Annotated in this window: 10 protein-coding genes; 5 read left to right on the top strand and 5 right to left on the bottom strand. The window is 68.3% G+C overall.

Features of this window, described 5'->3' with window-relative positions; all coding sequences use genetic code 11:
• Positions 1-59: 59 nt before the first annotated feature.
• Both ACZ1DY_RS13195 and ACZ1DY_RS13190 read right to left on the bottom strand, forming a co-directional pair.
• Positions 60-737 carry a fasciclin domain-containing protein gene (locus ACZ1DY_RS13195; protein ID WP_072028175.1) on the bottom strand — a complete coding sequence of 226 codons (678 nt, stop codon included), beginning with the start codon at positions 735-737 and terminating at the stop codon, positions 60-62.
• An 88-nt stretch (positions 738-825) separates the two neighbouring features.
• Positions 826-2,382, bottom strand: a complete 1,557-nt coding sequence (locus ACZ1DY_RS13190; RefSeq protein ID WP_465484539.1) for a molybdopterin-dependent oxidoreductase — start codon at positions 2,380-2,382, stop codon at positions 826-828.
• Positions 2,383-2,694: 312 nt separating this feature from the next.
• Between ACZ1DY_RS13190 and argG the strand changes: the two genes are divergently transcribed.
• Positions 2,695-4,143, top strand: a complete 1,449-nt coding sequence (gene argG / locus ACZ1DY_RS13185; RefSeq protein WP_126729391.1) for an argininosuccinate synthase — start codon at positions 2,695-2,697, stop codon at positions 4,141-4,143.
• 74 nt (positions 4,144-4,217) lie between these two features.
• Here argG and ACZ1DY_RS13180 read toward each other — a convergent pair whose 3' ends face one another.
• Positions 4,218-5,486, bottom strand: a complete 1,269-nt coding sequence (locus ACZ1DY_RS13180; protein WP_465484538.1) for an SON protein — start codon at positions 5,484-5,486, stop codon at positions 4,218-4,220.
• Between the two features lie 118 nt (positions 5,487-5,604).
• Positions 5,605-6,789 carry a PQQ-dependent sugar dehydrogenase gene (locus ACZ1DY_RS13175; RefSeq protein WP_465484537.1) on the bottom strand — a complete coding sequence of 395 codons (1,185 nt, stop codon included), beginning with the start codon at positions 6,787-6,789 and terminating at the stop codon, positions 5,605-5,607.
• A gap of 326 nt (positions 6,790-7,115) precedes the next feature.
• On the opposite strand from ACZ1DY_RS13175, the gene ACZ1DY_RS13170 reads away from it, so the two are divergent.
• On the top strand, positions 7,116-8,273 hold the full coding sequence (locus ACZ1DY_RS13170) for a thioester domain-containing protein (protein ID WP_257488200.1): 1,158 nt from the start codon (positions 7,116-7,118) through the stop codon (positions 8,271-8,273).
• 52 nt (positions 8,274-8,325) lie between these two features.
• Here the strand turns inward: ACZ1DY_RS13170 and ACZ1DY_RS13165 are convergent, their stop codons facing one another.
• Positions 8,326-9,069, bottom strand: coding sequence for an AraC family transcriptional regulator (locus ACZ1DY_RS13165; RefSeq protein ID WP_465484536.1), 744 nt, complete (start codon positions 9,067-9,069; stop codon positions 8,326-8,328).
• A gap of 54 nt (positions 9,070-9,123) precedes the next feature.
• On the opposite strand from ACZ1DY_RS13165, the gene ACZ1DY_RS13160 reads away from it, so the two are divergent.
• The 3 genes from ACZ1DY_RS13160 (at position 9,124) to ACZ1DY_RS13150 (ending at position 12,429) form a co-directional block, all read left to right on the top strand.
• The gene (locus tag ACZ1DY_RS13160) at positions 9,124-10,299 is read left to right on the top strand and encodes an MFS transporter (RefSeq protein ID WP_465484535.1); all 1,176 of its coding nucleotides are present in this window, start codon (positions 9,124-9,126) and stop codon (positions 10,297-10,299) included.
• 87 nt (positions 10,300-10,386) lie between these two features.
• Positions 10,387-11,697 (top strand): lipase family protein, encoded by a 1,311-nt coding sequence (locus tag ACZ1DY_RS13155; protein ID WP_465484534.1) that lies wholly within the window; start codon positions 10,387-10,389, stop codon positions 11,695-11,697.
• An 87-nt stretch (positions 11,698-11,784) separates the two neighbouring features.
• Positions 11,785-12,429, top strand: a complete 645-nt coding sequence (locus ACZ1DY_RS13150; protein WP_465484533.1) for a TetR/AcrR family transcriptional regulator — start codon at positions 11,785-11,787, stop codon at positions 12,427-12,429.
• Positions 12,430-12,545: the final 116 nt, after the last annotated feature.

Raw genomic sequence — 12,545 nt, 5'->3', positions numbered from 1 at the left:
CACGAAGATCGCGGTGGCCACGCCCGGGAGCGTGGCCACCGCGATCATGGTGTGGGGACCTAGTTCTTGTTGGTGCCCGGCGTCAGCACCTTGTCGATGACGAAGACGGTGGCGTTCTTGGTGGGGATGTTGCCGCACAGGACCTTGGCGCCGTTGACGGTCATGTTCTCGCCGGAACCCTCGATCTTGACCGGTCCGCCCGCGGTGTTCAGGCTCTCCACGGACTTGGCGGACTCCAGGCCCTTGGCGTCGTAACGCTTGCCGACGACGTGGTACTGCAGGATCGGGGCCAGCTGGTCGGGCTTGCCGGCGAGTTCGTTGAACTTGGCGTCACCCAGGGCCTGGAAGGCCGGGTCCGCCGGGGCGAACACGGTGATGGCCTGCTGGCTGTTGAGGGTGTCGACCAGGTTGGTGGCCTTCACCGCGGCGACCAGCTTGGTCAGCAGCGGGTTGGTCGACGCGGCGCTGGCCACCGGCTGCGGGCCCATCGAGTCGAGCGAACCGGGAGCACTGCCCTGCGGCAGCTGCGAACAGGCCGGACCGAACACGTCGGCGTTGGTGGTGACCCCGTCACCGGAAGCGGCGCTGGACATCGGGGCCGACATGGACGAGGACGGGGCGGGCGCGGGGGCGCTGCTGGAGCTGCCGGACGAAGCGCTGTCATTGCTGCTGCAGGCGGCCAGTGCCAGCGCGGTGACCGCGGTGAAACCGATTCCTGCGACGCGAAGCTTGCTCACGGAAAATCACTCCATTTGTTTTTCGGACTCTTGCCGGGTATTCGGATCTACTGCGAAATCGGATTGCCACTCTTTCGAGTGACGCCGATCACCGTGCGGTGAAACTGATGACATGCCAGCCCGTCGCACCGTCCGGAACGGTTCCGGCGCGGGCGTCGGTCTGGATGTAGCCGGATTTGTCGACAGCCCGGACGGTGACCTGGTGACTGCCGGGCGGGACGTCGAATTCGGTCCACCACATCCGCCAGGTGTCGACGTTGACCTCTCGGGAAAGCATTGCGGGCTGCCAGTTCCCGCTCCCGCCGAGGCGGACTTCGACCCGCTCGACGCCGGTGTGCTGTGCCCACGCCACGCCCGAGATCCGGACCTTGCCCGCGGGTACCGTTTCGAACCCTTTCGGACTGTCGATCCTGGACTGCGTTTTGATCGGGGCCTGTTCACCCCAGCCGCGGTCGAGCCAGTACGCGCGGCGCGCTTTCCAGGTGGTGATCTCCAGGTCCTTGACCCATTTCGTCGCCGAAACGTAGCCGTAGAGACCGGGGATCACCATTCGCGCGGGAAAGCCGTGTTCGACCGGAAGCGGTTCGCCGTTCATCCCGATCGCCAGCATCGCACCGCGTTCCGGGTCGAGCGCGGCGACGACCGGGCTGCCCGCCGTCCAGCCGTCGGTGCTGGTCGAGAAGATCTGCTCGGCACCGGGCAGGACTTCGGCCTCCCGCAGCAGATCTCCGAGGTCGACGCCGATGAAGTTCGCCGTGGACACATAGGTGCCGCCCACCTCGTTGGACACGCAGGTCATGGTGATGGTGCGCTCGATCAGCGGACGGTTGCGGATGTCGTCGTAGGTGTACCGCTTTTCGTTGCGCACCATGCCGTGCAGACGCAGGCTCCAGTCCTCGGCCCGAACCTGCGGTACCGACAGCGCCGTGTCGACGCGGTAGAAGTCGCGGTTCGAGGTGAGGAACGTCGGCGTGCCCAGTTTGGCGAAATCCGCGTCGGCCGGGACCGGTGGCGCCGGTTTGGCGGGAACGAGCCGTCCGATAGCGATCCGGGAAGACTCCGCGTCCCGAGTGCCGGCGAGAAGCTGTCCTCCGGCCCCCGCCGCACCCGCGGCGACGACGGCACCGGCTCCGGCCAGCAGCACCGACCTGCGTGACGGCGCGGCGCCCGAGGCTTCGACCTGGGGCTTGACCGAGGCCAGGCGATGCAACCAGAGGAACACGCCGACCCCGGCGATCAGGCTGGCCAGCGGGGCGAGCAGCGCGACGGTCGTAAGGTCGGGGCGCTGCGACACGGCGAGCCCGCCCAGCAGCCCGAAGGCGGCGATCAGCACGACCCCCGGAACGGGTGACCGCCGCGAGGCGATACCCGCCACGGCGGCGGCCAGCACCATCACGACGGCCATCCCGCCGAGCAGCACGAGCTTGTCGTAGACGCCGAACGTCCGGACCGCGAAATCCTTCAGCTCCACCGGCGTCAGATCGATCGCCCCGTTGCCGACCGCGAGGTACGGCGAGGCGTTGGCGCTGATGAACCCGGCCACGAGATGACCGGCCGCCAGCGCCGCGGCGAGGGCCACGACACCGATCAGCGCCGCCCCGAAGAGCGGGAGGCGTGGTTCCCGGTCGGTCCGCGAAGTCTTCATGCCAGGTATTCGACGCCGCCCGGCCTGCGGACTGGTTTTCCTTTTACCACAAGGAAAAGGACGGTTTCACACAGGGCCTCGCCCAGTATTCGTGGCGGATCCCCTCGCGGACAGGTCACGAAAGGGACACGGCCCCGAACGCGTAACTCGCGTGATCAGGGACGTCACTCGCGTGCTTGAAGCCGTAACTCGCGAGTTACGCCTCTGATCACGCGAGTTACGCCGGCAATCACGCGAGTTACGCCACCCACCCGAGTTGCCCTGCTCACCCCGGCTTGCATGGTCATACACACCTATGCATATACTTCCATCATGTCCAAGGTACTCACCTCTCTGCCTGTCGGCGAACGCGTCGGGATCGCCTTCTCCGGCGGCCTCGACACCTCCGTAGCGGTCGCGTGGATGCGCGAGAAGGGTGCGGTGCCGTGCACCTACACCGCTGACATCGGCCAATACGACGAACCCGACATCGCGTCGGTCCCGGGCCGGGCGAAGGCCTACGGCGCCGAGATCGCGCGCGCCGTCGACTGCAAGGCCGCGCTGGTCGAGGAAGGTCTCGCCGCGCTGGCCTGCGGCGCCTTCCACATCCGCAACGGCGGCCGCACCTACTTCAACACGACCCCGCTCGGCCGTGCGGTCACCGGCACCCTGCTGGTGCGCGCGATGCTCGAGGACGACGTCCAGATCTGGGGCGACGGGTCCACCTTCAAGGGCAACGACATCGAGCGGTTCTACCGCTACGGCCTGCTCGCGAACCCGTCCCTGCGGATCTACAAGCCGTGGCTGGACGCCGCGTTCGTCAGCGAACTCGGCGGCCGCAAGGAGATGTCCGAGTGGCTGCAGGCCCACGACCTGCCGTACCGGGACAGCACCGAGAAGGCCTACTCCACCGACGCGAACATCTGGGGCGCGACGCACGAGGCCAAGTCGCTGGAGCACCTCGACACCGGTATCGAGATCGTGAACCCGATCATGGGCGTCCGGTTCTGGGACCCCGAGGTCGAGATCGCGCCGGAGGACGTCACGATCGGCTTCGAGCAGGGCCGCCCGGTGACGATCAACGGCAAGGAGTTCGCCACCGCGGTCGACCTGGTCCTGGAGGCCAACGCCATCGGCGGACGGCACGGGCTCGGCATGTCCGACCAGATCGAGAACCGGATCATCGAGGCCAAGAGCCGCGGTATCTACGAGGCGCCGGGGATGGCCCTGCTGCACGCGGCGTACGAGCGGCTCGTCAACGCGATCCACAACGAGGACACCCTCGCCAGCTACCACAACGAAGGCCGCCGCCTCGGCAGGCTCATGTACGAAGGCCGCTGGCTGGACCCGCAGGCGATGATGCTGCGGGAATCGCTGCAGCGGTGGGTCGGCGCGGCCGTGACCGGCGAGGTCACCCTGCGGCTGCGGCGCGGCGAGGACTACTCGATCCTCGACACCACCGGTCCGTTCTTCAGCTACCACCCGGACAAGCTGTCCATGGAGCGCACCGAGGACTCGGCGTTCGGCCCGGTGGACCGGATCGGCCAGCTCACCATGCGGAACCTCGACATCGCGGACTCGCGCGCCAAACTCGAGCAGTACGCCGGGCTCGGCATGGTCGGCGGCGGGCATCCGACGCTGATCGGCGCCGCGCAGGCCGCGTCGACCGGCCTGATCGGGGCCATGGACGCGGGCGGCGCGCAGGCGATCGCCTCGCGCGGCAAGGCTTCGGCCGAGGACGAACTGCTGGACCACGCCGCGATCGAATCCGGCACGGACTGACCCGAATCACCGGGACGCGAAAGCGCCGGGCGCGCGGCATCGAAGCCGTTCGCCCGGCGCTGTTCTTCATCCGGTCAGCCGCCGAGCTTCGACCGCCGTTCCGTCAGCTCGTCCACCAGACGGGTGATCTCGACCTGCCCGATCGCTTCGGCCAGCACGGCGACCGACGCGATGCTTTCGATCTGGTACTGGACCGGAACGCCGCCGGAGGCACGCGACCGCGCTTCGGCATCCGCCTTCTTCTCCGCTTCGACGGACGAGAAGACACTCCCGGCCCCGCCGTTGACACAGGTGATCGAAGCCGAGCCGTTCAACGGCAGGCTGGCGGTTTCCCGGCAACTGCCCGCCGGGCGGCCACCGATGGTCACGTTCGCGGTCATCGTGGCGTTGACCTGGCCGCTGACCTTCCCGCCGCTGCTGGCCGAGGCGGAGTTGGACACGTTCGCCGTCACCGTGCAGCCCGACGAGCTGCACGCGACCGTGGCCGCGCCGTTCATGTCGAACCGCACACTGGTGTCGACGGCACCGGACAGCTTCTTGGTGTTCGTCGTCAGGTCTTCGTAGACGGCGTCGGTCTCCTGCGGGGACAAGGCGTCCACATCGGACTCACCGAGGCCGGCGCCGGACGGCATCGGCGGCTGTGACTCCGAGCCGGGCATGGACGGTATCCCGCCGGGCATTTTCAGGGAGTAGCGGAGAAGGCGGTGCGGCGCCTCCTTCGAGACGTACAGGTCACCCGCCGGCGTGCTCGCCTTGAGCGCCGGAACGTCCCGGACGGTCTCGTTCTGATCCGCGGGGATCTCGTCCGCCCTGTCCAGCGCCGCGCGCAGCCGGGCGGCGAGTTTCTCCGGGGATTCGAACTGCTGGAGAGCCGGGCCGAACAGCGCGTCCTCACCGGTGATCCACCGGTCCTTGAGCTCGTCGGTCCCGCCCGCGTCCGCCATCGACCCGGGCAGCATGCCGTCCGGCGCCTTGAAGTAGACCTTGCCGCCGACGACCAGGATGTCGATCTTCTTGCCCCGGAAGGACATCGTGCCGGACGTCTCGCCGTGCGCGGTGGTCTTGACGTCGGTCTTGATCATCCCGCCGACCCCGGAGGTGCTGTTCCGGACGGCGGGCGCCGAGGAAAGCCCGGCGAGCGCCTGCTCGAAGGGTTCGCGGTCCCCTTTCGACGGCCACAGGAGCCAGGTCGTCAGACCCGCGAGGAGCACCAGCACCAGTCCGGCGATCCCGCCGAACAGCAGCCACCGGGGTTTCCGGGCGGGCGGCCCCGGTACCGGTTGCGGGACCCAGCCCTGCGGCGGCGGCCACTGCGCGCCTCCGGGTGGGAATGTTTGCTCCACGTCGCCCTCCATCACTGTTTTCACCGGACGACCTCACGCTAGGGAGCGATGATGAAAACTTGATGAAACGCGATCGGGTGCCCCGGCCGCGCCGGGCGGACGCGGCCGGGGCGGGCATCTATCCCTTGCGCGCGAACGAGATCCGGTGCAGTCCGCCAGGGGTCTCGTCGGCGAGGTACAGCTCGCCGTTCTGGTCGGTGCCGAAGGTGGTGGCGTCGAGCGGGAACTCGCCGATCCGGGCGCTTTCGTAGGTGCCGTCGGTCTTCTTGCGGACGGCCCAGGCCGTTCCCTGGCAGAAGTCGGTGGCGAGGTAGGTCCCGCCGGCCAGTGCCGCGTACTTCCTGCCGCGGTAGACGTGCCCGCCGATCACCGCGCAGCCCTCCGCGCCGGAGATGTAGTGGAAGACCGGATCAGTGTAGGTCACGCCGTCCTCACAGCGTGTCTCGTCGAAGACGACCGGCCCCTCTTTGCAGGACCAGCCGAAGTTCGCACCGCCCTTGCCCCTGGCGAGGTGGTCGACCTCCTCGAACCGGCCCTGGCCGACGTCGCCGATCCACAGCGAACCGTCGGCCGGGTCGAAGGAGAACCGCCACGGATTGCGCAGCCCGTACGACCAGATCTCCGGACGCGCGCCCGCCACGCCGGCGAACGGATTGCCCGCCGGGACGCAGTACTTCAGCGGATGGCACGCGCGGTTGACGTCGATGCGCAGGATCTTGCCCAGCAACGTGTCCAGCCGCTGCCCGGTGGCCAGCGGATCGCCCCCGCCACCGCCGTCGCCGATCCCCCAGTACAGGTACCCGTCCGGGCCGAACGCGAGCTGGCCGCCGTTGTGGTTGGGGAATTCGGAATGCGGCTGGGTGATCAGCTCGGTGAGCTCGCCGGTGTCCAGCCGGACCCGGGACAGCGTCACCGCGCTGTCGGACTTGCGGGTGTACGCGACGTAGACCCGCCTGTCCTTGGCGATCGCCAGCCCGAGCAATCCGCGCTCGACGTCCGCGCCGTTCACCTTGGCGCTGATGTCGAGGACCGGCTTCGCGGCGAGGCCGGTCCGGGGATGGTAGGCCCGGACGACGCCCCGCTTCTCCACGATGAGGATCCGGCCGCTGCCGTCGTTCATCGCCGTGATCGCGGTCGGGTTGACCAGCCCGGACGCGACCTTGGTCGCCGTGGCGGTCAGCTCGCCGAGCGGAACTCCTCGCGCTTCCACGGTTTCCGCGCTGCTCGCGGCCGGGAGCAGCGCCCCGGCCAAAGCGAGCCCGGCCACCAGGGACAACCCCCGGCGGAGGTGCCGTCGCGTCATGAGGACTCCAATCGCCAGTGAATGGTCTGGTCCAATTCAACAGCGACCGGAGGAGCGGCGGTACCTCCATCTGCGAGCTTTTCGTCGGTTTCTTTCCGGCGAAGAGTCGTTCTCTACTCGGCCAAGATCGTTTTCCTGACGTTCACCCATCGTTCGGGGCAATTCGGACATGAGCCATACCCCTGAGTAGCCGTGTGTATGACCTCTGTATGCTCCGCTCTCGCTCGATGGGATGATTCCTCCCCCACTCGGGCGAGCCGTTGCGGTCGGGGCCTGTGGTCGCACACGGCACTGGCATTCGTGGTCCGTATCCGGATAGGAGACACATGCACGGCAGGTCAGTTCTGGTTCGCGGCGGGATCGCGGTGGCCTCCGCGGCCGTCGCGCTGACGATGGCCGCTCCGGCCGCCCTCGCCGACGACGGCGCGGCGCGGGGCCGGGTCGTCCAGCAAGAGGGCAACGGCGGGTTCGGCGTCAACTTCGAGAACGGCAAGCCCGCCGACACGGTGCTGTTCACGCTGAAGCTGTCGGACGGCAGCAAGCTCAAGATGTACTGCGTGCAGGTCGAGGTCGGCATGCGCACCGATCAGGACATGATCGAGCGTCCGTGGAACAAGTACCCGGACACCAAGTCGCCGTTCAACAAGAACAGCTCGAAGCTCAACTGGGTGCTGCACCACGGCTACCCGGCGGCGTCGGTCAAGGCGCTCGAGGGCACGCTCGGCAAGAGCGACGTCAAGCTCAACGGCGGCCTCTCCGTCAAGGAGGCCATCACCGCGACGCAGGCCGCGGTCTGGCACTTCAGTGACGGCAAGGACCTGAAGCGCGCCAACCCGATTTCGGGCGGTGCCGCGGAAGACTCCGCCGACGTGCTGGCGGTCTACGACTACCTCGTGGGCAAGGACAACGTCGGCATCGGCCAGCAGCCGAAGCCGACCCTCGACATCGGCCCGGCCAAGGCCTCGGGCGCCACCGGCACCCGGATCGGCCCGTTCAGCATCGCCACCAGCGGTGACATCACCGAGCTGACGAGCAAGCTGCCCGAGGGCGTCAAGGTCACCGACGCCGACGGCAAGGCGATCAAGGCCGCCGACATCAAGGACGGCACCAAGGTCTACGTCGACGTCCCCAAGGACGCCAAGGACGGCTCCGGCACCTTCTCGCTGAAGGTCAGCGGCCACCTCGACACCGGCCGCCTGTTCGTGGGCGAGAACTACGACAAGGTGCCCGCCCAGTCGCTGATCGTCGCGCAGTCCGAGAAGACCTCGGTCGCCGCGAACGCGACCGCGAGCTGGAAGCAGGGCGGCGCGCCCGTCACCGAGACCCCGGCCCCCACCACCCCCGGTGGCGCCGAATCGGGTGGCGGCGACGAGCTGGCCAACACCGGTGCTTCCGCGACCATGCCGCTGATCATCGGCGGCGCGCTCCTCGGCGCGGGTGTGCTGATGGTGCTGCTGGTGCGCCGTCGCCGTAGCGAGGCGTAAGAACCGAACGAAGAACGGGGCCGGTCCTTTGTGGACCGGCCCCGTTTCGCGTTCAGCGGTCGTAGTACCGGCCCGGCGTATGCCCGAAGGCGCGGCGGAAGACGTCGATGAACGCGCTGGTGGACGACCAGCCGCAGGCATGCGCCACCGCGGTCACCGGGGTGTCCTCGGCCAAGAGGACCAAAGCGCGATGGAGCCGCAGCTGCGTGCGCCACTGCGGGAAGGTCATGCCGAGGTCGGCTTTGAAGAGCCGCGCGAGGGTGCGGTCGCTCGCCCCTACCCGCGCGCCGAGAGCCGCCAACGTCCGGCCGTCGGCCGGATCCGCGCTGAGGATCTCGCATAGTGCGCGTAGCCGCGGGTCGGAAGGCGTCGGCAGGTGCAGGGGTTGCTGCGGCGAGGCGCGAAGCTGATCGAGCAGTACCGCGCGCAGCCGCCGTCGTTCAGGTGAGTCGTCGTGCGGCGGATCGGTGTACGCGCGGATGAGTTCGCGCAGGAGCGGTCCGACGGCGAGCACGCTCGGTTCGTTCAGCCGCAACGGGTTCACGGTGGCGGGCAGGCCGACGAGACGGAGTTCGAGGTCGCCGTGCGCCTGATGGGCGTGCACGGTCCCGGCGGGCACCCAGATGGCCCTCGTGGCGGGCGCGACCCAGGAACCCCTGTCGGTGGTGATGGCCAGTACGCCGCGAGCGGCGTAGGCGACCTGGTGATCGTCGTGGCGGTGCGCCTCGATCGTCGTGCCGGAGGCCAGGGAGCGGACCTGGGTCGGTGCCGCGGACATGTGGCGGATTTCCGTCATCGTTTGTCATTTTATCGGAAGCGCGACACCGCGATCCGCGACGAGCATGGCGACGTGCCGAAGAACAAAGCGATCGCCCTGCTGTCGGCCGGGCACGCGTGTGTGGACGTGTACCAAGGTTCGGTCGCCGCGCTGGTGCCGTTCTTCGCGGCCGAACGCGCCTACGGTTACGCGGCGGTGTCCGGCATCGTGCTCGCCGCTTCGTTGCTGTCGTCGGTGGCGCAGCCGTTGTTCGGTGCGCTGACCGACCGATGGGCGATGCCGTGGTTGCTGCCGTCCGCCACGCTCCTCGGCGGGCTCGGCATCGCCCTCGGCGGACTGGCCGGTTCCTACCCGCTGACGCTGGCTTTCGTCGCCGTGTCGGGAATCGGGGTGGCCGCCTACCACCCCGAGGCCGCACGGGTCGCGAGGATCGCCGGCGGTGGCAGCCATACGGCCATGGGCTGGTTCTCCCTCGGCGGGAACATCGGTTTCGCGGCCGCTCCCGTACTCGTCGCCGCCGTCATGGGCCTCGGCGGACTGCGGATGTCGTCGTTGCTCGTCGTACCGGCACTGGCCGGTTCCGTGCTGTGCCTGCCCGTGCTGCGTGCCCTCGCCAGGACCAGCCGCACCGGCGGTTCGCCGGCGGAGACGACAGGGGTCGACGACTGGAGGTCGTTCACGAAGCTGTCGGCGGCCGTCGTCTTCCGCTCGATCGTGTTCGTCGGCCTGAGCACCTTCGTCTCGCTCTACGCGCAGCAACGGGCCGGAGGCGGCACGGCGACGGGCAGCGCCGCGCTGTTCCTGCTCTACCTCGGCGGCGCCGCCGGCACTTTGCTCGGCAGCAGGCTGGCCGGGCGCCGGGACCGCGTCATCGTGGTGCGCCGGTCCTATCTGGCCACCGTCGTCGCGGTCACGGGCGTCGTTTTCGTGCCGGGCCCGGCCTTCTTCCCGTTCGTCCTGCTGGCCGCGGTGGGCCTGTACATCCCGTTCTCCCTGCAGATCACGCTCGCGCAGGACTACCTCCCCACGCGCGTCGGCACCGCCAGTGGCGTCACCCTCGGGCTGACGGTCAGCATCGGCGGTCTCGCGAGCCCGGTCATCGGAACGGTCGCCGACCACACCTCCTTGCGGACGGCCTTGGTCCCGTTGATCGCGCTGCCGTTTTTGTGCTGGATCACAACCCGCACCCTTTCCGAGCCGTGCTCCGTCCCAACGCGAGTAAAAGAATCGTCGAGATCGCGCGATTAATGATGTACGCCTCTGTACACCATCGGTTACCGGCTGGTAGGTTCCGGGCATCCAAACGTGATCCACTTCATGATTCAAAGGGGAGTCATGACCCGAAAGCCCGCTCGTCTGCTGGCCGTCGCGATCGCCCTCATCGTCGGTTTCGCCGCCGCGCCCGCCGCCTCCGCCGCCCCCGCGACCGATCCGTTCTACAGCTACGACGGCAGCGAACCGCTGTCGTCGTACAGCCCCGGGACCGTGTTGAAGACCCGGACGCTCAATTACCACGTCATCGGCATTTCCACGCCGCTCAAGGTGACCCAGTTGCTGTACCGGTCCACCGACGCGCAGGGGAAGCCGTCCGCCAACGTCACTTCGGTGCTGCGAAGCCTCACCGGCGACAGCACGAAAGCCGTTTCGTACCAATCGTTCTACGATTCGCTCAACCCCGAGCACGGCCCGTCCAGGGCGATCGCCGGTGACGTCTCGCTCGGCGGCCTGATCGCCAACGCGGAGACGCTGTTCATCGCGCCCGCCCTGTTGCTGGGCTACAACGTCGTCATTCCCGACACCGAGGGCCAGAAGGCGAACTTCGCCGCCGGGCCCGAATACGGGACGAACACCCTGGATTCCATCCGCGCCGCGACGCGGTCGCCCGCAACGGGGATGAACGACAAGACCCGGTTCGGGCTCATCGGGTATTCGGGCGGCGCCATCGCGACCGGCTGGGCCGCCGCGCTCGCGCCGGATTACGCGCCCGAGGTCAACAAGAACCTCGTCGGTTTCACCGAAGGCGGAGTGCTCGTCAAGCCGTCGCACAATCTCAAGTACGTCAACGGCAGCGTCGCGTGGACCGGCGTCATTCCGATGGCGCTCATCGGCGTCTCGCGTTCCTTCGGCATCGATCTCAAGCCGTACGCGAATTCTTACGGCCTTCAGGTGCTCAAGGACATGGAAAAGGCGTCGATCGTCGACGCGCTCGGCCGGTATCCCGGGCTGACGTGGGAGAAATTCGTCAAACCCGAGTACGTCAACCCGAACAAGGTGCTGCCGTACGTCGAGGCCGTGAACAAGATCAACCTCGGTTCGGCGCCGACGCCGACCGTGCCCGGCTACATCGCGCAGGGCAACAACGGTGTCCTGGAAGGCACTTTCGGCAATCCGCCGGGGATCGGGACCGGCGACGGGGTGATGGTCGCCGGTGACGTGCGCTCGCTCGCGCGGCAGTACTGCGACACCGGCAACAAGTCGATCAAGTACGACCAGTACAACACATTGAGCCACGTCGGGGCGGCCGTCGCCTGGGCGCCGTTGGCCATCGGCTGGCTCAACGACCGGTTCGCGGGCAAGACGGCCCCGACCAGCTGCGGGAAGATCGCGCCCGGCAACTCCCTTGCCCCGGAGGTGCCGGTCGGCTGACCGCACAGGTCCGTGAAGGCCTCCTTCTCTACCCTGACAGTAGGGAAGGAGGCCTTCACGGATCTCCAAGCCGGTACGGTGCCGCACGTGACCGAGCACCGCAAGCTGCCGAAGGGGCCGCACAACCTCAGCCGCGACGAGGTCGCCGAAACCCAGCGCGCCCGGCTGATCGACGCGGTACTGGAGAACACCGGCGAACGCGGCTACGTCGCCACGACCGTCGGCCACATCACCGCGACGGCGGCCGTGTCCCGGACCTCGTTCTACGAACAGTTCACCGGCAAGCAGGACGCCTTCCTCGCCGCGTATCGCGAGATCACCACCGAGTTCATCACCCAGGGCGTCGCCGTGGGCGCCGAGGCCGCGACCCCGCTGGACGCCGTCGCCGCCTGCTGCGACTTCCTCGTCGACTACGTGCACCGGCGCCCGACGGCCGTCCGCGCGGCGTTGCTGGAGATCTACGCTCTCGGCGACGCGGGACTCGAAGCGCGGGAGAACACCTTGCGCGCCGGTGAAGCCGTCTTCGATCGGACGGCGGAATGGCTTCGTGCCACCGATCCCGCGCTGCCGTCACCGCCGCCGTTCACCGCGCGCACGGTCGTCGCAGCCACCATCGAGCTGATCACCCAGGCCATCTGGATCGGCACCGAAGACGCGTACGAACAGGCTCGCGAAGCCGTCCGCTACACGTGGCTGCTCGGCTTGTTCGGGCACCGGAGCGTCGACGCCTAGGCGTGCTTCATAGGGAGGGTGGGTGCGTCGCGAAAGCCACTTTCGGGACGTCTGATGTCCCGAAAGTGGCTTTCGCGACATGTGCAGCGGGGCCGCCGGCTTCGAGCGGGACCACG

Source organism: Amycolatopsis sp. PSD-21 (assembly GCF_055561455.1).
Note: the sequence above shows the minus strand (reverse complement) of the source record. Positions and strands in the feature narration are given on the sequence as shown.

What these genes read in the sequence shown, in the direction of transcription:
- ACZ1DY_RS13190 (WP_465484539.1), bottom strand. Translation starts at nt 2,382, where the DNA reads ATGAAGACTTCGCGGACCGACCGGGAACCACGCCTCCCGCTCTTCGGG.
- argG (WP_126729391.1), top strand. Translation starts at nt 2,695, where the DNA reads ATGTCCAAGGTACTCACCTCTCTGCCTGTCGGCGAACGCGTCGGGATC.
- ACZ1DY_RS13175 (WP_465484537.1), bottom strand. Translation starts at nt 6,789, where the DNA reads ATGACGCGACGGCACCTCCGCCGGGGGTTGTCCCTGGTGGCCGGGCTC.
- ACZ1DY_RS13170 (WP_257488200.1), top strand. Translation starts at nt 7,116, where the DNA reads ATGCACGGCAGGTCAGTTCTGGTTCGCGGCGGGATCGCGGTGGCCTCC.
- ACZ1DY_RS13165 (WP_465484536.1), bottom strand. Translation starts at nt 9,069, where the DNA reads ATGACGGAAATCCGCCACATGTCCGCGGCACCGACCCAGGTCCGCTCC.
- ACZ1DY_RS13155 (WP_465484534.1), top strand. Translation starts at nt 10,387, where the DNA reads ATGACCCGAAAGCCCGCTCGTCTGCTGGCCGTCGCGATCGCCCTCATC.